At 36.6% G+C, this 21,777-nt stretch carries 16 protein-coding genes; 6 read left to right on the top strand and 10 right to left on the bottom strand.

What is annotated here, in order from left to right:
- Positions 1-134 precede the first annotated feature (134 nt).
- The 7 genes from H6G18_RS04475 to H6G18_RS04445 all read right to left on the bottom strand — a co-directional run bounded on the left by H6G18_RS04475 (position 135) and on the right by H6G18_RS04445 (position 9,462).
- On the bottom strand, positions 135-1,730 hold the full coding sequence (locus tag H6G18_RS04475; RefSeq protein ID WP_190405887.1) for a glycosyltransferase family 39 protein: 1,596 nt from the start codon (positions 1,728-1,730) through the stop codon (positions 135-137).
- A 385-nt stretch (positions 1,731-2,115) separates the two neighbouring features.
- Positions 2,116-3,618: a glycosyltransferase gene (locus H6G18_RS04470; protein ID WP_190405886.1), complete on the bottom strand. Its 1,503-nt coding sequence runs from the start codon at positions 3,616-3,618 to the stop codon at positions 2,116-2,118.
- 294 nt (positions 3,619-3,912) lie between these two features.
- Positions 3,913-4,305, bottom strand: coding sequence for a GtrA family protein (locus H6G18_RS25230; RefSeq protein ID WP_390824733.1), 393 nt, complete (start codon positions 4,303-4,305; stop codon positions 3,913-3,915).
- A gap of 61 nt (positions 4,306-4,366) precedes the next feature.
- Positions 4,367-5,431 (bottom strand): NAD-dependent epimerase/dehydratase family protein, encoded by a 1,065-nt coding sequence (locus tag H6G18_RS04460; RefSeq protein WP_190405884.1) that lies wholly within the window; start codon positions 5,429-5,431, stop codon positions 4,367-4,369.
- A 55-nt stretch (positions 5,432-5,486) separates the two neighbouring features.
- On the bottom strand, positions 5,487-7,013 hold the full coding sequence (locus H6G18_RS04455) for a hypothetical protein (RefSeq protein WP_190405883.1): 1,527 nt from the start codon (positions 7,011-7,013) through the stop codon (positions 5,487-5,489).
- 300 nt (positions 7,014-7,313) lie between these two features.
- Positions 7,314-7,751, bottom strand: coding sequence for a hypothetical protein (locus H6G18_RS04450; protein WP_190405882.1), 438 nt, complete (start codon positions 7,749-7,751; stop codon positions 7,314-7,316).
- 355 nt (positions 7,752-8,106) lie between these two features.
- Complete coding sequence (locus H6G18_RS04445; protein WP_190405881.1) at positions 8,107-9,462, bottom strand: glycosyltransferase family 4 protein; 1,356 nt, start codon at positions 9,460-9,462, stop codon at positions 8,107-8,109.
- Positions 9,463-9,764: 302 nt separating this feature from the next.
- Between H6G18_RS04445 and H6G18_RS04440 the strand changes: the two genes are divergently transcribed.
- A complete protein-coding gene (locus H6G18_RS04440; protein WP_190405880.1) occupies positions 9,765-11,942 on the top strand; it encodes a GumC family protein in 2,178 nt (725 codons plus the stop codon).
- A 71-nt stretch (positions 11,943-12,013) separates the two neighbouring features.
- Here H6G18_RS04440 and H6G18_RS04435 read toward each other — a convergent pair whose 3' ends face one another.
- The gene (locus H6G18_RS04435; protein WP_190405879.1) at positions 12,014-12,154 is read right to left on the bottom strand and encodes a hypothetical protein; all 141 of its coding nucleotides are present in this window, start codon (positions 12,152-12,154) and stop codon (positions 12,014-12,016) included.
- A gap of 27 nt (positions 12,155-12,181) precedes the next feature.
- Positions 12,182-12,880, bottom strand: a complete 699-nt coding sequence (locus H6G18_RS04430) for a YdcF family protein (RefSeq protein ID WP_190405878.1) — start codon at positions 12,878-12,880, stop codon at positions 12,182-12,184.
- Between the two features lie 323 nt (positions 12,881-13,203).
- Here H6G18_RS04430 and ctpB point away from each other — a divergent pair, with 323 nt between their 5' ends.
- From ctpB to H6G18_RS04415, 3 genes are all read left to right on the top strand, one after another.
- On the top strand, positions 13,204-14,541 hold the full coding sequence (gene ctpB, locus H6G18_RS04425) for a carboxyl-terminal processing protease CtpB (protein WP_190405877.1): 1,338 nt from the start codon (positions 13,204-13,206) through the stop codon (positions 14,539-14,541).
- A 220-nt stretch (positions 14,542-14,761) separates the two neighbouring features.
- Complete coding sequence (locus H6G18_RS04420) at positions 14,762-15,730, top strand: glycosyltransferase (RefSeq protein WP_190405876.1); 969 nt, start codon at positions 14,762-14,764, stop codon at positions 15,728-15,730.
- A gap of 64 nt (positions 15,731-15,794) precedes the next feature.
- A complete protein-coding gene (locus H6G18_RS04415) occupies positions 15,795-16,490 on the top strand; it encodes a response regulator transcription factor (RefSeq protein WP_190405875.1) in 696 nt (231 codons plus the stop codon).
- A gap of 539 nt (positions 16,491-17,029) precedes the next feature.
- Here H6G18_RS04415 and H6G18_RS04410 read toward each other — a convergent pair.
- Positions 17,030-17,311 (bottom strand): Npun_R1517 family heterocyst differentiation transcriptional regulator, encoded by a 282-nt coding sequence (locus tag H6G18_RS04410; RefSeq protein ID WP_190405874.1) that lies wholly within the window; start codon positions 17,309-17,311, stop codon positions 17,030-17,032.
- Between the two features lie 702 nt (positions 17,312-18,013).
- Between H6G18_RS04410 and ndhM the strand changes: the two genes are divergently transcribed.
- Complete coding sequence (ndhM, locus tag H6G18_RS04405; protein WP_190405873.1) at positions 18,014-18,370, top strand: NAD(P)H-quinone oxidoreductase subunit M; 357 nt, start codon at positions 18,014-18,016, stop codon at positions 18,368-18,370.
- 886 nt (positions 18,371-19,256) lie between these two features.
- Positions 19,257-21,533: a protein phosphatase 2C domain-containing protein gene (locus tag H6G18_RS04400; RefSeq protein WP_190405872.1), complete on the top strand. Its 2,277-nt coding sequence runs from the start codon at positions 19,257-19,259 to the stop codon at positions 21,531-21,533.
- The last annotated feature ends 244 nt before the right edge of the window (positions 21,534-21,777 follow it).

The following is a 21,777-nucleotide window of genomic DNA, read 5'->3' as shown; positions in this document are numbered from 1 at the left end:
TTACTAGAATGACTATGACGAACCATATAAAAATTATTAATAAAATATTTTTAGTATCAATTTTTTTCATGTTTAACATAACATACTATTTTCAAGTTAATATCTTATTTTAATTAATATTGTGTTTAAATAATTTATTTCAATAATGATTTACTTTCTACAAGAAATAGTTCCAAAGGATATCCATATCCACCATCCACTTTTCCAAGTAGTGTAATTTTATATAAAGAGGTATTCTGAATACGTTCTTCAAACCAACTGATAACATTTTTAGGTTCATTCAAAACTAAAAACCTAGTATTTTCAGTCAAGAAATCGCGGCTTTGAACACTATTAATGAAAGGGTAGTGGCGTTTTAAGGCTGACATATGAGTATAATCGCCAGTTGCAAAAGCACTTTCTTTATTATTTAATGCCGTTTCCCAATCAAGAATATGAAAGTATCTTTCACTTTTTGGAGAATAATAAAAACGTGGCAGAAAATTATGCCCAGCTTCTGTAGCAATAGGTAGCGCTGTGTATCCAAAACGCTCATCTTCTATGCCTGGTTTCGTAAGATAGCTGTTTGGTAATATTGCTTCGACATCTCGTGTAGCATATTTTAATGGATAAATTATAAGTAAAAAACTTAAAGTCAAAACAAGAATACATTGAGTTTTGTTTTTATCAAAAAACAGATTTTCTATATTATTCAAGTAGGGAAATATTTTTGTACACAAATATGATAACAAAATAGTCCAACCGATAGTAATAGTAGGTATGATATATCTTTCACCAAAGATAGGTTTAACTGTTTGAGTAATAAACCAAGTAATTACAGGGACTGCCATAAACATCACAGCTAATATTAATAAATGAAAATCTGATTGGAAATTATATTCAGACTGTCTGTTTTTATTAGCAATACTTGGATGTATTATGTTTAGAAAAATTGAAATTATTAATAGTGTTAAAATAAATAGTGCAAATTTAGGTGTAAATATCAAATAATTAATTACTTGAACTAAACTAATACTAGCAATCCATTTAGCATGGTTATTAGATTGATTAATCATCAAAGGTAAAAGAGGAAATAAAAATAACCAGCCGCATATTATTGATAAATAAACATTAACGCGTATTTTATTCAAATATTTATCCCTAATAAAAGTTGCGATTAAAATGGCTGCACTATAAAAACCTCCATAGAGATGAGTTAAAACTATTAAGCCGTGAATAATGGTATTGAGAACAAGAATTTTTGAAGATATATTTTTTCTTCTGATTATGATGTCATACAATAAAAATCCTAATGCACAAAATGCTGTAAACAACCCATACATTCTCACTTCGGCGTTATGATATAAAACTAAAGTGGATAAGCAAAATACACTTGTAGTTCCAATAACTGTACTCCAAAAATCATAAGTACGGCGTAATGTTATCCAAATAATTATGAACGCTAAACATAACGTTAAACTTGAAAATAACCTAAGTGATACTTCTGTAGCACCAAATATTTTTGACCATAGCCATCCCAGTATAAAATACAAAGGAGGTGCTTGATTGAAAGTATCGCTCCAAGCAGCTATCATGTGCGTAAATGATGGATCATTTAATAAATAAAATGATAAAAACTCATCATTCCAGAAATATTTTTTTCCAGAAACAATAACTGATGAAGTGAGTAGAGACACAACAGTAAATAGAGGTACTATATACTCCCATTTACTAAATTTAGTATTATTCATTATATTAAATTTCAAATTATATTATGTAAATTATCCAAACTGGAATTAGCTCATTAGTAGTTGCTGGTTCATGAAAAGTGAAGTGAAGCCAATAAATTGAGTCAGTTTCGCTTGATTTTCTTGCTTCTACAATTAGATTGTCGCTATTAAACTACCAATACCAAGCATTAGAAACCATTTATAAAGTAAATCTTAAGTAGGGAAGGCAAAAAGCGGTGTAGATATTCTTCCCGCTTTATTACCTTTGTGTTATGGCTTTAGCCTAATGCACCGCCATATAACCTGGTGCGTTAGGCACTTAAATTATTTTTTCGTGACCAATCACATTGAAATCTGTGCTTAATACACCCTACATAAATTTTATTTTTACTTTATAAATAACCTCTTAATGCTTAAACTTAAAAATGGATTTAATCCATAGTTTAAATATGACTTGCCAATAGCCTCCACCAACTTTTATTAAACGAAATGAAGATACTCCCATGTCTGGAGTGCGATTAATCCAAGAAATGGGAACTTCTTTGATTGAGTAGCCCATCAGCAATGGTTTTAGACCAGTTTCAGCATTAATAGAAAATCCTGGTTGCGTTAATTCAAGTTTTTCTACCACCTCTTTACGCATGAGTTTAAGGTTGTTTGTTAAATCGCGGATATTGCGGAAGAACAAAATTCTAGCTAAAAAATGAAACCCACGATTCATAAATATTTTTTGAAATGGATAATTTAGCAACACACTATGACGAGAAAAACGGCTACCTACTACAACATCATATCCTTGCGCTGCTGCATCGAATAAATCGCGTATTTCTGGCAAAAGATGTTGAAAATCACAATCCATTGATAATATGTAGCGCCCTGTAGCTACTTTATAACCATCTTGAAGCGCTCTACCTACACCATTTGGCGGTGTACGAAATACGGGTTTAATAATTGGATTTTCATTAGCCAGTTTTTGAATTACTTCACGAGTCTTATCCCGACTGTTATCATCAACAGGAATGATTTCATGAAGATAGTCGCCAAATAATACTTTTAATCTAGTAATGAGCGGCTCAATATTCATTTCCTCATTATGACAGGGAATAACGACAGAAACACCTTTCTTTAACTGCTCATGCTCGCATAAAGAGATTTGAGGATGCTCAACTATACGAGGAGGCTTTTGTGCATGGATCAGAATGTTTCCAGCTAAGGTTTTAATACCTGAGAGGTTTTCTAAGAGAATTGAGAGGTTACGCAGCAGCCATATTAGTTGTTGTTTCAATGGTGCGTAAACAAAATCGTTGTAAATCGCAAATACTCTAATAAAACCAATTTCAGAAATTAATTCGTACAGTTCAGGGCGACTTAATAATTGCCGAGGGTCTTTATTACCCAAAAATTGGGTAATAAAACGACGGCATTTAAGAACTACGTTCCATGGATTACTTTCATAAAAAATTACTTGACCGCCAGGTTTAAGTAGTTCATACACATTTTGTAGAAACCATGGACAATTACGCTTATCCAAAAGATCCATTGCAACTATAAAGTCAAATCGTTTTTCTTGCAATTCACCTGGAATCGAGTAAGCATTAATGAATTCAACACATTGAGATAACTTTTCTGGTCTAGCAATCTCAGTAAAAGTTACAGCAGTAATTGGGTTTTCTGCACGAGAAACCTTCACTAGCTGTTGAGTAAACAGACCTTGACCACAACCTATTTCTAAGATAGTTTGCCCTGGTAGCAGATGTACCATGTGACGAAAGGATTGCGCTCGCCAGAGAAGCCTGTCTTGATAAATTGGATCACGTTTTAACCAATAGCTATCTCGATACTGTTCACGTATACTAAGAATTTTTGCAGATTGGCTATTTTTTTCTGAAATTATAGAGCTTTTGATCATGTTATTTTGGTTTTTTTATGTTTAACTTTTTAATATTTATCATCCAATTGTTGGTGCTTTAATTATTGTTTTTTTCCTGACAAAAGCTTATTTACCAACAATAACTTATTCATATGTTTTTATTTTTTTTAATAGAATTACTCATTTTTAATGAGAATTTTAAGCACGGATTTAAATTATAAATTAAATCTTTTTGCAAGGCATTCAACTAATTGACTATTTTTTAGTGTATCTTAAAAATTTTCCATTTTCTTAAAACGAAACATCCTACTATTTAAAAAAAAATAAGTTATATCAAAAGACTAGCTTTTCGCTAAATATATAGTTAATAATGGAACCAACTAATATTCCTATTAATGTATTAATAATGTAATTAATACCTAACCAATCTAATATAGGAAACAATAGGAAGCTTCTAACTACTATAACTAATCCATAAGAGATATGGTACATAGGAATTTGTCTAAAACAAATATTTCTAAAATTCCATTTGCCCTCTGACCAAACCCAGATACGATAAATAAAAAAACTAAATAGCAGAGATATTTCAATTGAGACAATATTTACTATATTACGGTGTAAAGGTTGTTCAATTTTCAATAGTTCAAGAAGAGTAATCAGAAGAAGAACATTGAAGGCTGCGGTAATAATTCCACAAATGAGGAACCTAATTATCCGGTTCCTCATAAGTTTTTTAAGCATTGCTTTCAATTTTTTGAAAATTCTCAATAAGGGCAAAATCCTGTTTTTAAAGCCATCGATTTACATTTTGAGCAAAAATTTCTTTTAAAATATCTGGAACAGTATAGGTTAGTTGCCATTCTGGATAGTGGCTTTGAAACTTGCTGACATCACTAACCCACCAAATATGGTCTCCAATTCGATTGGATTCAATATAGCTCCAGTCTAGTTTTTTCTCAGTAATAGCTTCACAATGTTGAATAGCCTCTAACATCGAACAATTACTGTAACGACTACCCCCAATGTTATAAACTTCTGCAACTCGTGGGTTCTGATAAAAATGGTAGAAAGCGTTTACTAAGTCATAACTGTGAATGTTATCTCTAACCTGCTTCCCTTTATAGCCGTATACTTGATAAGCTTGCTCAGTGATTGTGCATTTCATCAAATAGGATAAGAAGCCATGCAACTTTGTTCCAGAGTGACTGGGACCTGTTAAACACCCACCCCGGAAAGTAGCAGTTTTCATCTCAAAATAGCGTCCATATTCCTGAACTAATACATCTGCGGCTACTTTTGAAGCGCCAAACAATGAGTGTTTGGTGTTATCGATACTCATGGTTTCATCAATACCCTGATAGTAGAGATGGTTCTGATCTATTTCCCAGCGTAGTTCTTCTTCTATTAGTGGTAAGCCATTAGGTGTGTCTCCATAAACTTTATTAGTAGAGCAAAAAATGAAGACAGCATTTGGACATATTTGACGCGTATTCTCTAATAAAACTAAAGTGCCATTAGCATTAACGGTAAAATCAGTATAAGGCTCATTAGCAGCCCAATCATGAGAAGGCTGAGCAGCAGTATGAATAATTAGGTTAATATCTTGATTATAAGTCTGGAAAATTTTAGAAATAGCTTCGTGATCTCGAATATCAACATTGTGATGAATATAAAGATCACCGTACTTATCTATGAGGTGATCGCGATTCCATTCTGTAGAAGCATCTTCACCAAAAAATCTTTGGCGCATATTGTTGTCAATACCGACAACAGTGAAGCCTTGTTCACAAAAAAAACTTACAGCTTCGGAACCAATCAGCCCTGCTGAACCAGTTATTAAAACAATATTCATCAGTAAATACTCTTTTAATTTCAAGATTTAAAAATAAGATATTAAACTGGTTGAATCAACTTAATATCTCAATTAAAGCAAATTGATCAAAATATTTAACTCTATTTAGCCAAGGTAATAACCAAGGTTTAAAAGACCAATCCCAAAAATGACTGTGGTGTGGAATTTTTAAAATAAAAAGTGTGAAAATAATAGTTAAAAAATAAATAATACTACTAATTTTTTTACATGAATGAAATGTACAAAATAGATTTAAAATTTTTAAGTAAGTAGAATAAATAAAAAATAAAAACTTCGGTTGCAACTTATCTCTACTATTACACTTATTTTTAAAATTACCAACTATTTCAATAAGAATTAAACCAGGGCTTAAGAGGCAGATAGTATAACTAGTAGAAGTCACGAAAAACCATCTACCCCAATCTTGTGCAATGATATAGAGAACAGCAGAAAAAATAGAAGGTATAAAAGCATATTTAAAAATAAAACTTGGAATCAAATGATTCAAATTTATTGAAGAGTAGAATCCAAGAGATTTATCATATTGATATTGCCAGTGAATTTTTTGTTTGAACTTTTCCACATAATTGCTCAATATTCTTGATGATATACGTATTAATATAATTGTACATAATGAAAAAGCAGATAGCCATTTAATAAACACTAAGCCATTATTACTCGAAATATTATTTGTCCAAACTTCTATGAAAAAATATCGGATGGGAAGCCCAAAGTACTGTAATACTAAAGGTACATTATCTGTGAAAGTAAACATTTTCCTAGCTGGCAGGTAAGCTGAGTCGCAGTTTATGGATTTATATTGGTTAATATATTCTTGCCAAGATTGACAAATTCCGATACTAGATAAGTCATTTCCTTGAAAAATAAAACATAAAAAGGCAATAAAAATAGTAGGAAAATAAATTATTAAACTTCGCAATACAACTTGTTTAATGGAAAATTTTAAGCGAATGAAATTCGATGTAATTATTATGTTTAAAGGAAGAGATAGAAAAATAATTGACTCGTGACTAAGTGCTGTGGGAATAGATAACAAATTATAACAAATAAATAATTTGTAACAATATTGATTAATAATCCTTGTTGTATCTTGCTCATTTTCAAAATTTTGTTTTATGTTTAAAACTTTGAGATATGTTTCAAGTAAAAAGATATTAACAAATAAACCAAAGAAAAAAAGAATCTCTTTTCTTCCAATCACATGAGGGTCATGTAAAGGAAACAGAATTAGAGATGGCAAAAACAAAACGACCATCAATGATTCTAAATCCAGGATTTTTTTTGACTGCTTTACTTTGAGAAGATATATACTAGAGAAAAGTAAAAATGTGAAGTAAGAAAATAATTTAATAATTTTAAAAATATCTATCTTGTAGTTATTGTTAAAAAAAAATAAAATTGAGCCAGGAAATCCTCTTCTTATAAATCCTTGGCTGTAATTAATTAGCCATTCTTCATAAACATACGAGAAAAGGAATTTTTTTATTAGAAATACATCTATAACAAAACCGATAAATATAATCAAAAAAATAATAAAGATAATATTTTTTAGTGAATTCATATAGATGTATTTCAGTATTTTCTCAAAAAACTATTTAATATTCATTTAAAAAAATTGTTGGGTTAAATATTTCGACTATCACACTTATCCGAAGTATTTTATCAATTGTTATTAAAGGGAGAGACATTTTCAAATTAAATTAGTGTTGTAATCCATTATGTAAAACGACCTAAAAAATGTGATACTAGCCTCTCATCTTTTTGTTTTGACTTTTCGGTATATCGGTAGAAATAGTCAAAGTACAACAACAACTTTATTCATGAACGCCAATATTTAGATGCGTCATCCCTGTTATCAACACTAAATGTACTGACCTGCACAGTTAAAATATTTGATGCTGTTGTGAGTAAGCATCCTTGAATTTTTGCGAGTAAATTCTCCAATGGAGGGATTACCGTGTGGGTCTATTACTCCTGTTACCTGCTGCCACAACTCTACTGGTGCAAGTGAAATTTTATATGTGCGATCTTGAGATTTACAGACGTGATACCATTTTGTCTGCTGGCATTCTTGACACCAAAAAGCTTCTAACCATTCTCCTGTTATAGGAACTGCTGTCTGAGTATTTACTAACATCAATGCACTGCGACGATTCATACCTCTTTGCTGCAACTGTCCAGCTTTATCTGCAAACAAAGAGTATTTCTGACTGACGCTCTCAAGATAACAACTATGAATAGGGCAGTAGATAGCTCTACGTTTTGAACGCTTCCGGTTTCGGTCACACCTTCTCTGCAATTCGACCTCCTGATATAAATCAAAAACTTGAACTAGGAAGGTTACGTTTGGAGGGACTGAGATCAATAAGACCATCGAAGTCCAACTCCTAAAAGTTAGTATCAGAAACAATAAATTGTTGAATTTCGGTGTTTGTTACTTTATTATTTAATTGATTAACAAGCATTCCTATCATTAATCTATTCAAGTAACAAATCATTTTTTACTAACCTTACACCAAGGTTTGGTTATTAAATTTTATGGAGTTTTAATTCGTGTACTGCATAAGCTAATCATACCATAAATGCACCAAATATTATAAGAAAAAATCACGAATTGATTGAAAATTTACCCTTATTCAATAACTCGAATATCCTTATTTCATGGTTCTTCGAGATACCTGTTTAATTTCATCAGAAAATACTGCCTGATGTAAAATATTCAGGTACTGCTGAGAAATTACTTTAGGTGTGAAATGCGATCGCATATACTGGCGACCAGATTGGCCCATACGTTCTGCTAATTTTTGATCGCGATTAAGTAACCGAATAAATTGAGCTAGACCATGACTATCACCATTGTCAAATGTACCACCACAGTTAGCTTCGGCAATTAATTGTCTCAGGTATGAAAATGGAGAACAAATAACAGCCAATGGCCTTCCGACCGCTAAAGCTGAGTAAAGCTTACTAGGAACGACCAAACTTTCGCTAATTGCATCAACACTAACTAAAGATAGATCACAAGCTGTTAAAGAATAGGGTAGAACCTGCTTGTCTTGATAAGGTAAAAATGTGAAATTGTTCATTCCTAAACGATTCACTTCTCTGATCAGTTCATCACGTTTTGCTCCACCACCAATACAGACGAATTGGATTGCTTCATTTTGCAGATATATAGCAGCTGCCAATATGGTTTCGATATCATGACAGCGCCCCATATTACCAGAATAGAGAACAGTAAATTTGTCAACTAAATTGTGTTTCCATGCAAACCAGTTTTCTTGCTTGGCAATTGGCACAATTAAATCAGGGTTAGCCCAACTGTGAATTATGGAGATTTTATCAGCTATACCTGGACAATTTGCTAAGACTTGCTGTTTCATCGCTGGACTGAGAACCACAATTGCCTTAGCATTTAGCCAAGTCAGTCTATTAAGCGTGTGCCAAAATTTTACTAGCCAGCTACGCTGAGAAACTACTCCCAATGCGATCGCAATATCGGGGTAAAGGTCATAGAGTATGCAGACATAGGGTAATTTAAATAAGAGTTTAGCCAGATATCCTAGCAACGGCAAAAATGGTGGAGCTGTAGTCACTAACAATATATTTCTACGCCGCCAAGCCCTCAACAGATAGAGCATAGCTCGTAAGGTATATAAAATACCATTTATAGTTTTACCACGAATTCTTCCCGGATAAAGCTGAGCAGTGCGCGATCGCTGAATTCGGATTTGTGTTAACTGTTCGACTGAAGGAGCTATATTAGAACGAAAAGCATATCCAGGCTGACTTGTAAAAACCTCAATATCTACACCTTGGTGTCCTAGTTGTTGCACCAATTCTTCTATCAGTTGTCCAGTAGCCGCATAGTCAGGAGGAAAAAATTGAGTAATTACAGATAATCTAATTAACTGCTTTTTCTGGCTTTGAGATAAATTTTTATTCTCACTTTCTAAAACAGTATAAATGGATTGCAGAAATTTTTGATGAATCCATTCATTCAACTTCATCGGCTGTATCCTAATTTTTATTTTTTAGTCTTACTCAATTATTCAAGTCATTAATTTTTGAACACTCACAAAATTAATATTGATTTTTCCAAAAGTCTACTGATATGCAACAGTATTTTTTATTTTCTTGGTCAGGATACCTAACTTTCTAATTGGTATACTGACAAACTTTAGAATAGACAATTTTTCCTAAAAATCAGTATGTATAATTATTTAATTCAAAATATTTTTGCTATAAACTTGACTACGAAAGCTTACATTGCCATTAATTACTACAACCACACTACACATTAGTAATTTAAATGCTGGATAATAATTCTTATAAATCCGCTCCACTCTCAAATTTTGAACATAATAGTAACTCTGTACTTCCATCACTCCAAGCTCAATCCTTTTTTTCATCAGACAGACAAGAAGATAACCGAAATTTTACTAAGTTATTAAGCCTGCTCCAGCGTAGATCCTTAGTTATTGCAGGTGTAAGTATGGTTGTAATGGCAACTTTGGTCGCTCACTCAATACTAAATGCCAAGCCATCAGTATACGAAAGCAGTTTTCGCTTGTTAGTGGAACCTGTTAATGAAGATAGTAACTCTGTCGATGTTGTCAAAGACTCAACAAGTATATCTAACCTAGATTATGAGACGCAAATTCAGGTTCTCAAGAGTCCTGAATTGATAGGAAACGTTGTGAAGCGATTGCAAAGTTATGATTCAAATATCACTTACGATTTTTTACTGTCCTCTTTAATTGTTAAGCAGTTGGGTGGGGCTAAAATTATAGAGGTTAGGTATAGTAGTGAATATCCAAAGCTGACCAAACTAGTATTAGACGAAATTGCTAAAGAGTACTTAGAATACAGTCAGGAAAGACGGCAAACTAGATTACGTCAAGGAATACAGTTCGTTGAAAGACAGTTACCATCTTTACAAACTAGAGTTGATCAGATCCAAAAAGAACTGCAATTTTTACGACAAAATTATAACTTGAAAGATCCAGATTCTCTAGCAATCGAGATTGGTTCTCAAGCTGCTGATTTATCTAAACAAAGACAAGAACTGAATTTACAGTTAGCCCAAGTACGTGCAAGTTTAGCCATCTTACAAGGACAAGATGGTGAAGCGATCGCCCTGAGTGATGCTCAGTTATATCAGCAATTAATTGGTCAGGTACGGCAATTAGACGTACAAATTGCTAAAATATTAATTATTTTACAAGAGGATAACCCCATTGTCTTAACGTTGAAAGAACAGAGAGACAGTTTGTTGCCATTAGTACGTCAAGAAGCGCAGAACCATATTAATTTGAAATTGTCAGAATTAACTACTCAGCTTCAAAGATTAGAAGTTATCAACCAACAACTCAGTAAAAATGAACAAACAGTAGAGCAGAGACGAAAGCAATTGCCGAACCTATCACGCAAATACACCGACTTACAGCGTAGTTTACAAGTTGCAACTGAAAGTCTCAATCGATTTCTCTCTACCCGTGAGAATCTGCAAATTCAAATTTCTCAAACAGAATTAGGCTGGCAGTTAATAGAGTCACCCAGTTTACCCCAATATCCTGCTAACTCTACCAACACAATACTTGCTATCTTGCAAGGACTCGGCAGCAGTCTCTTATTGGGTCTTGGTGCCGCCCTACTGTTAGAAAAATTAGACAATACTTATCATGACATTCAAGTATTGAAAGAAGATTTAAAATTACTTTTACTAGGAAATATACCCTTTGAGGTAAAACTCCAAAATAATCAATCTAGAACTTTTAAAGAAAGATTTTTTGGTATTAAACAAGAAAATAGAATACTACAAGAGAATACTAAAGCAGATACTGAACTTAATTTAGAATACAACTACTATTCATCTCCATTTCTAGAGGCTTTTCGTGTACTTTACACTAATATTAAACTCCTTAATTCTGATCATCCAATTCGTTCTCTAGTTATTAGTTCTGCTACGCAAGGTGATGGTAAGTCTACAGTTGCTTTTAACCTGGCGAGAATAGCCACAGCAATGGGGCAAAGAGTACTGCTTGTAGATGCTGATCTTCGCCAACCAACAATTCATAAACTATCGAAATTAAATAACTCGTGTGGACTGAGTAATTTAATTTCTAGCAACTTGCCAATATCAGAGGTGATTCTGCAAGCACCTTCCATTAAGCAACTAAGTGTCATTACTACAGGCTCCTTACCACCTGATCCTACCAAATTGCTTTCTTCTGAAAAAATGAAGCACGTAATGAGAGAATTGGCTGAAAAATTTGACTTAGTAATTTATGATGTCCCACCTTTAGCGGGATTAGCTGATGCTAGCTTAATTGCACCCCACACTAATGGTGTTTTAATAGTAGTAAAGATTGATCAAACTAACTCATCAGTTTTAAAACTTGCTATTGATGATTTAAAAATAGCTCCAGTAAATATTTTGGGTATTGTTGGTAATGCTCAAAAAATTAGACATAGTAATTATTACTAAAAATACTGTACACAATTGTCAACCCCTTCCCTACGGGACGCTAAGTGAACGGGGAATTAAAAATTAAAAATTCAGCGATCGCTCAAGCTGCCCAACGATGAAGTAGACTCACAGTTGGCAGTACAGCAATAAATTAACTGCGTTCCCAGTTGTAGCTTTTTTGCCTCTTCCCTTGTAGGGAAGGGGTTGGGTTTAGGTTGCGTCGAACTCACGTTTTTTTTAGTTGGAAGTCTCTCCCTTCACATTCCCAAACCCCCCTGATGTTCACACCTAAATCCTCGATTCTCCCAAGTCGACATATCCACTTCACTGAGTTTAATGACATTTGGGCATTGGGGTTGAATGATTTGACTCAAACCTGCCCACAATAAACTACGAGTGATATCTAATCCTGTTTTGATCCAAGATTCTCGATTACCAGGAACACCTGTTTCTTTAACAACCTCAACCTCGACCCAAATACCATGAGCGCCTAAAAGAATCTGTGCCATCCATTTAGCTCTTGGTAAATGAGTGGGTGAAGTAATTAGTTTAACTTTATGTACTCGCCAACGTCTTAAAATGGGAATTCCATAGTAGAAATTTTCAAAGGTGGAATTGGCACACTTTTCGAGCCAAACGTTTGACAACTTCCCTAACTCGCGTTGAAAAATTAGCCGGATACATGGATCTGGGGAACCATTTGAAATCAAAATTGGAATTTGCGGATATTCCTTGGCTGTTTGGGCAATATAGATTTCGCGTCTAATGCTACCACCAAGGACAAAAAAGGCATCTACACGCTGGGAAGAGGCAAAAAGTAAGGTTATAGTGGTAATTATTAGCCAACTCGCCAACACCAGACATAAACCCCAAGCAAGTTTTTGTAGTATTTGCAACTTTTTTCCTAATTTCTTCCCTATAGGGACAGATAAATTTATGGTAAATTTGCGCTTCATGACACAAGATAAAAAAGCCTAGTTAGTTAAGCTTAAAAAGACCGGCCATTCTTTGAGATAAGTGCTATCTTATAAAATTAATATAGGGTGTAAAGATGACAGTAACAGAACTGTCACACTATTGTCATAGTGGTACATTAGACTGATTAAAAAAGTGACAAAATAGTAATGATTGTTAATAAACTAATGCAAAATTTTAGCATAGTTTAAAGAGGAGAATTAATGAGGGGAGTGTAACTAAAAATTGAGTATAAAAACTTAAAAATTTCTGGAAAGTCTGATTGCTAAACTGTCAAAATCACAATAAATTCCGGCTGATATACATGAACCCATCTGCGAAAAATTACTCGCTGCTCCAGGTTGCCATGATTGGAGGAGCGATCGCTACAACAGCAACTGTATCCGTATTTGGCCCGGCTTGGACTCGCAGTGTTCGCGCCGCCTTACAAGACAGTCCCAAAGCTGTAGTAGACCAAGTATGGCAATTAGTAAATAGTGAATATGTTGATGGCAAGTTTAATCAACAAGATTGGCTGGCAGTCAGACAAAGTTTATTAAGCAAAGATTATTCATCCAAAGAAGAAGCTTATGTAGCAATTCGGGAAGCTCTACAAAAGCTGAACGATCCGTATACCAGGTTTATGGATCCCAAACAGTTTGAAGTCCTCACCAGTCAAACATCTGGGGAAGTATCCGGTATCGGCATTCGCATGGAGTTGAATGAAACAACCAAGCGGTTGACGATTTTAGAAGCCATAGAAAATTCTCCAGCCCTGAAAGCTGGGATTAAAGCAGGTGATGAAATCCTCGCAATTGACGGCAAACCCACTCAGCAGATGAAAGTGGATGATGCCTCTAAATTAATTCGTGGTAAAGAAGGTACTGCCATTACTTTACGTCTAGGACGTACTGGACGCAGCACTTTTGACCTGAAGCTCACAAGAGCCAGAATAGAAGTACCAACCGTCACCTACACCCTGAGGCAAGAAGGAAACCGTCGAGTTGGTTATATCCGGTTGCGGGAATTTAGCGCCCACGCCGCCGAGCAGATGGGACGAGCTATTCGCAATTTGAACGGTCAGAAAGTAGATTCTTACGTCTTAGATTTGCGGGGAAATCCTGGCGGTTTATTGCAAGGGAGTATTGAAATTGCCCGGATGTGGTTAGACAATGGTGCAATTGTCCGCACAGTTAACCGTCAAGGAGTCAACGAGAATACAAGAGCTAACAGGACTGCGTTAACAAAACTTCCCTTGGCAGTGTTAGTAGATGGTAACTCAGCTAGTGCTAGTGAGATTCTCACAGGTGCGCTCAAGGATAATAAACGCGCTGTAGTCATTGGTAGCCAAACCTTCGGTAAAGCTTTAGTACAGTCAGTCCATGAGCTACCAGATGGTTCCGGTTTGGCAGTCACCATTGCTCATTACTACACTCCCAACGGTACAGATATTAATAAAAAAGGTATTACACCAGATATTCCCATAGAATTAACCGAGGCACAAGAACGCCAACTAGCAACTAACCCCAAACTAATTGGGACTCAAAACGATCCTCAATATGCCCGCGCGATCGCTATATTATCAAGCAATACCTTTGCCCTTCCTCCCGTAAATCAGCCCAATCAACCAATGAGCCAGGGAGCCAGTGAGTTGAAGTTTTAACAATTCGTTTTGCGAGTAATTTAGTTACCAGGTGTTCGTATAGCAGTATTTTCTCGCTCCAGTTGTCTGGAGTCATAATAATAACCTGAGAGTTGAAGGTTTTGATAGGTTGTAAGCAAGTACTTTAGTACGGAAATATTTAAGGTCTAAAGTCCTGACTACCAACTAACTCCGTGGCAAACTACTAGTTAGTATTTCCCAACCCACACTCCCAGGTTTTATGAATCATCAGCCAAGTGATACAACCACCACCAACAGCTTTTTGCCAATGGTATCGGTGGTTGTTCCTATTTATAACGGTGAAACAGATTTACCAGAGTTAATTAACTGTTTTACATCTCAAACCTATCCGAAAGAACGGGTAGAGTACTTGTTGGTAGATAATAACAGTAGCGATCGCACCCTCATATTTATAGAAAAAGCTGCCGTCACTTCCCCAATCACCATTCGTCCCCTCAGCGAAAACCAAATTCAAAGCTCCTACGCTGCACGTAATACCGGAATTCGGGCTGCTGTGGGTGACATTGTAGTATTCACGGATGCTGATTGCCGTCCCCAAACCCAATGGCTAAATGCACTAATTCAACCTTTTGTCAACCAACAAGTAGTAATGGTTGCAGGTGAAATCATCGCCTTACCAGGAAAAAATTTATTAGAAAAACACGCAGACCGTCAAGAAACTCTCTCACAAAAACACACTTTAGCCCATCGCTTTTGTCCCTATGGTCAAACGGCTAACTTAGCAATCAGACGTACAGCCTTTACGCAAGCAGGATTATTTCGTCCTCATCTCAACACCGGCGGTGACGCAGATATTTGTTGGCGAATTTTGCGGTCAAATATTGGCAGTTTAGAATTTGCCCCAGATGCCATTGTCCAACACCGCCACCGTGCCAGCCTCAAAGAACTAGCCAGTCAATGGCGACGCTACGGACGCTCCAATCGCTATCTGCACGAACTGCATGGTGTAGATTTAATGCCAGATATCAGCCTCAAAGATGTGGGCTACCGTTTAGCACGTTGGTTAGTTAAAGAAATACCACGGGATAGTGCCAAGGCGATCGCAGGTCACGCCACCTTGGTAGATTTATTCAATACGCCCATTAGCCTGTTTACAGCTAGAGCGCGGGCAGATGGACAACGGAATGCCAAGCTACCAGAAGAAGCTAAGACAATTGAATGGTTGTAGGAAATTGGAATTTTCGATCCATGATTCGCTACATTGGAACAAGGTAGACCAAAGGAAATTTTAGATGTCAGCACAATTGTTACTGGTAGATGATGAACCCGGAATCAGAGAAGCCGTGAAAGACTACTTGCAAGAAAGTGGTTTTAGCGTTCAAGTCGCCAGTAATGCCCGTGAGGGTTGGGATTTGATGCAACAAAACACACCAGACCTCGTGATTTCTGATGTCATGATGCCTCAGGTAGATGGGTATCAGTTTCTCAAGCAATTGCGTGAAGACCCCCGCTTTCAATCGCTCCCCGTGGTATTTTTAACAGCTAAAGGGATGACAAGCGATCGCATCCAAGGTTATCAAGCTGGTGTCGATGCTTATTTGCCTAAACCCTTCGACCCAGATGAACTGGTAGCCATCGTAGAAAACTTACTTATCCGCCGTAATAGCAAAACTAAAAGTACAACTGAAGAAGGCGAAACACCAGATATTGCCGAATTAGCCAATCAAATTGCTCAAATTAAAGCTTTATTAACTCAACGAAATGCGATTTCACAAACACCAGCCCCTTTCAAAATTGACCTCACCCCCAGAGAACAGAGTGTTTTAAACTTGGTAGCCGAAGGGTTAATGAACAAAGAAATCGCCCGCCGTCTAGAAACCAGCGTGCGAAACGTCGAAAAATATGTCAGTCGTTTGTTCAGTAAAACTGGTACTAACAGCCGGACTGAGTTAGTTCGTTTTGCCTTAGAACACGGTCTAGCAAAATAGACTCCTCAGAAATCCCTATAAAAATTTTCTCTCTGTGCCTCTGTGGTAAAAAAATATTATTAAAAACAGAGCCACGGAGACACAAAAACTTAGCAACAAAGGTGTGATAACTATTACATTAAACAACCACACATCTTAAAAAAATCAACTATCAACTATTTTCAGTATGTGATAAATATTAAATAATTTGTGGCAATAATTACTAATTAATCTCCGAGAATCAAAGTAAAACCCTGGTCACACCAATTGCCCTCAAAAGTAAATCTTCCAAAACTGTTCTCGGCTTAAGAAGCAGGCATGATAGTGCTAGTAATTACTCAACTATATACGTAATGCAAATAGTTAGAACTACGATTGTAGATGCTTTATTCAGCTTTTTGGAGAGTAGGGTAAATTTGAGCTTATTAACAAAGGCATTAAGTTATACAAGCCAACTCATTATTTAGAGCAAATAGGTATATGGGCTAACTTACAAAAAAATTAAGACTTTCTGCCCAGTATTTGATTTGCCGCTACTCAAATTACTGTTTTATTTGTAACTATTGATTAGTATCAACCGCATTACGTAAACGCATCAATTGACGACGCATTTGGGGTGATGCTTTAAACTCAGAGACTTCTTGTGCTTTTACAGACGCTTGTAGCATCTCTAGAAAGTCGTCAGACCCTTCGGTTAGAGCTTCTAGCAGCATCTGCATTAGTTGCTCGCGATCGCCCAGCAAGCTCTTTTCTTCAACTAACCGAAATTTAAGGTGTATTTCGCACTCATAAACACCGACTTCTATATTATTTATCTGCCGTGGTAATGCTTTCGAGTTCATAGTTTTAGAGATTCCTGTGCTTGGTTGTATGGGGTTGAGGAGACATATCTCCGACAAAATTTCTTTATAGTTTTTTGAATCCGTTCTGCCTGAATTAAGAAATTTTTTTTAATTCACAGCATTTATCTGCCATTGCCCTCTCCTGAGTTTTTTTTTGGATAGACTTTCACTGTCTAAGTTTGAATCTTCCTGTACCAGTTTTTGTTTAGGTAAGCCATAACTATTATTCAGTTTTTGAGATTATATACAATAAAGTTTCTGTAAGAAGTTGTTCTAGGTTTTTAAAGCTTTTTACATCAACTTTATTTTGCCGTCAATAATAGTTTGAGTTTTTACTGAACTTTTCGTGTTTACACGTAAGTAAATCCCCTATTTTTTCAGCTTTGATTAAAGCTAGACATAGTTATATGCTAATTACGTAAAATTACCCAATGTACGTTTTTTTCATCATCAAATTCAGCAGACGTAGAGGAGCAATTTTCTCAAAAGTAAAATCTTGGTTGTAACCCATAGCATAGACTCTAAGTTCAAATAAAGAAAATCTAATCGAGACAAGGGAGCAAGGAAAAGAAGCTTAGAGAACGTTTCCTCCTTTTCCCACCCCTACCAAGTTCCCCACCCCCATTAATTTGGGCGCATTTAAGCCCATATATAGCGTCTACAATTATTGCAGTGTAATTAACCTGAATCTGACACCCAGCTATGGACAACGCAACGCTGCTCAAGTCTACAACCCGACACATCCGCATTTTTGCAGCAGAAATCGACCGGGATGGCGAACTAGTTCCCAGTCATCAGGTCTTAACCTTGGATGTTGACCCAGACAATGAATTAAATTGGAATGAAGATGCTTTGCAAAAGATTTATCGCAAGTTCGATGAACTAGTCGAAGCCTCCAGTGGTGCAGACCTGACAGATTACAACTTACGCCGCATTGGGTCAGACTTAGAACATTATCTGCGATCGCTCCTCCAAAAAGGCGAAATTAGCTACAACCTCTCTGCTCGTGTCACTAACTACAGCTTAGGACTTCCTCAAGTTGCAGTTGAGGAAAAGTAAGTAAAAGCATAAGTTATGAGCGAAGCATTGACGAAAACACAAAACCTCAACCCTTCACCCCATTCTTGTATGAACGGAGTCAGGGACAAGCCAAAGTGTATCCCATTCAATTGCTAACCGCCATACATCTTAAGGGCATGGAAACACCATGTCCTTAATAAATTAAATAAATTGAGTTTTGAATTATTTCCCTAAATGTGTCAATGTGAACAGCACCAAATCAATTAGATATTTATCATCCAATTGGAGTGCTGAGTATCGAGTAAAAATCACTAGTTCTAAAGTAAGACGGAAATCAATCACCCATTTCAAATATCTGACTCTCTTGCTGAAAAATCATTAAGAATTATGTAGGTGTTTGCCTAGTGTTCTAGTTCTGCAACAAAGTATCATAGGGGATTACAAATTGCGTAGGCGTTAGCTTAGTCTAGAATTTTTCTAACGGAGTCACCACAACGTATTACGTAGCCCACTTATTCTAGGGTATTACTAATTACAAATTTCCCACTCATTTAACTCTTAGCATCTTAATTCTTAATTAAAGTTTATGACTGTTCCTCAACTTATAAACTATGAAAATACCTGTGTTTTCGATGGTTGCTCATGGTTAATACAATCAAAGCAAACAATCCTGACAGGATGCGTATTAGTGGCTCTAGCAAGAGAAAACCACAGATAAATAAAAGCTATGATGAGGCTGTAGAGTTAACAAAGGAGTGTGTTGTTTGCATAAATTTAGATAAGTATTAATATCGGCTGGTATCTACCAGCGAATAATCATGATCCGAAGTTGGATAAATCTAATTCAAGAAATATGAGCGGTGTCAATATTTGCCGCTACCAGTGCTGTTGAAACAATTGCCAATCGCTGATCAGTGCGAACACTATGGAAAATGATGCGGCAACGCTCTACTGTCCAAATGAACTTTGTCAGGCTGCTAACCCCCTGACTCATAAGTTTTGCCAGCGATGCTCCACACCCTTACCTAAGCGTTATTTGTGGGTGGTGGGAGATAGTCTGAGCGTTGGCAGTACCGGAGAAGTATTAGCCGATCGCTATTTAATTATCAATAAATCCGTTGTTTTAGATACTAAACCAGGTTTACTACCCCAAGCACCTGAGTTAGAAAATTCCCATGCCATCAGACCTTATCTCCGACTCATCCCCTATCGCTTAAATATTCCGCAAGTTTATGGGATGCTACAAATAACTGATGGGTATGTACACAGTCAAGTTTTGTTGTTGGAAAAATCTCCACTTTTCGCAGACAATTTAGCTGAACAAGTTCATTTGTGTAGCGAGTTTACAGATGCTTGGTGCTACGCCACATCAATACGCCAACTACATTGGCTGTGGCAAATTGCCAATCTCTGGCAACCTTTCAAGAGTGAGGGCGTTGCTTCTAGCCTACTTAACCCATACTTATTGCGGGTAGAAGGGCCATTAGTGCGGTTGTTGGAATTGCATTATGACTCGACAACCGCACCAGAATTGTCCCAATTAGGAGAATTTTGGCAGTCACTACACCACGAAGCCAAACCAGCCATAGCGGAATTTGTCAACCAAATCAGTAATTTGCTAATTCAAGGCGAAATTACATCTCCAGAAGTACTAGTTGCCGTTTTAGACCAAGGACTGACTGAATTAAGTAATTCACAAACGCCTACCATCCAAATTGCTACTCAAACTGACACAGGCCCCAGTCGTCAACGGAACGAAGATGCTTGTTATCCTCCCAGTGGAACACTACTGAGCAAACCACCCCAATCAACCGCCTTGGCTATTGTCTGTGATGGAATTGGTGGACATGAAGGCGGCAATGTTGCCTCTAATTTAGCCATTGAGACTATCTACCAACAGGTACAGCAACTGACAAATGTACCTGTAGATCACATCGAACCCTCACTTTTGATCGCTGATTTAGAAAGGGCAGTAGCCATTGCCAACGACAAAATTAGTCAGCGCAATGACAGTGAAAATCGCCAAGGGCGAAAACGCATGGGTACAACCTTGGTGATGGCATTACCTATTGCCCACGAAATGTATATTGCTCACGTTGGTGACAGTCGCGCCTATTGGATTAACCGCCACGGCTGTTATCAAGTCACCCTAGACGACGATGTGGCATCACGGGAAGTGAGACTAGGCTACGCTGTCTATCGTGAAGCTGTACAACAAAGTGGATCTGGTTCTCTCGTACAGGCCTTAGGGATGAGTCCCAGCAGTTCACTACATCCCACGGCACAACGATTTATCCTCGATGAAGATGGAGTATTTCTGTTGACATCCGACGGCTTAAGTGATTTTGACCGTGTGGAAGACTACTGGGAAACAGAAATTTTACCAATTCTTACGGGTGAAGAGAATAATATAGTTAATGTGGTTGAGCGATTGGTGGAAATCGCTAACACTAAAAATGGACATGATAATGTCACGATCGCTCTGGTAAACTGTCGAGTTAAATACACTGAACCCCAGATCACTCTGAAAGCAGTCGTTCCCGACAATATTCATATCAAAACCGTAAATTTGTCATCAAAGGCTCTACAGCCAACATTGCTAGAGGCTAGCCCTGAACAAAAAACAAAAGTAGTTGCCAGCCATTTACCCCAGAGAATCAGCAAACTACCCCTAAATTTGATCGTGCCGTTAATCTTGATGGCGGCGGCTGGAGTATTGGGATATTGGGTGATGTTACTGCGATCGCAATACGCAATTCCGACAGTAGCCCCAACAAAGACCGTACCATCAACCACCCAGAGTCCCAAGTTAGCGCGATCGCTCAATAATATCGCACCTGGATGGGTAATTAAAACTAACAGTGAAATCACCTTCAATCAACAAAAGTTACCCCCTGAAAGTTTTTTAGAAGTTATTGATAAAAAGTTCAATCCTCCACCTGCTTCTGGGGGTTATGAAGTGTACCTGCGTCTGTGTAACAATCCCAGCCCAGCTACCCCTAATAACCTAGCGACAGAACCGCCCCTACCTTCAGATCAACCAGTGAGGATAGAATTAGCTGAACTGAAACGCTTTGCTGTCACTGTTTTACAATCAAATCAAGACAGTCCTTGTGATAGTGTCTCCCTTCCAGCAGACAGCTTACCTTCTACACCAAATACCCCAAACAATACGAGTGCAACTGAATCAAATACTCGATAAACTGATAAAAACCTGAAATAATACAGATAATAACAAGACGAAATTCACAAGCCAAAAGTTTTTCTCCAGGAAAATTATACTTGGCAAGTATCGTAAATTAAAGGGTTTAATATCCCTACGTCTACACGTGGTTTCAGTTTCAGTCTGGGTAAAAGTCCCCTTCTGAATGTGAAAAGCGTGCCGTAGGCTAAATCTCTTGACTTCGGCAGGTTCAGTAACCATAATTTTGAATTTTGAATTTTGA

Source organism: Anabaena subtropica FACHB-260 (assembly GCF_014697105.1).
Classification (GTDB): Bacteria; Cyanobacteriota; Cyanobacteriia; order Cyanobacteriales; family Nostocaceae; genus Trichormus; species Trichormus subtropicus.
The sequence above is the reverse complement of the archived record's forward strand: the minus strand, read 5'-3'. Positions and strand labels throughout refer to the sequence as shown.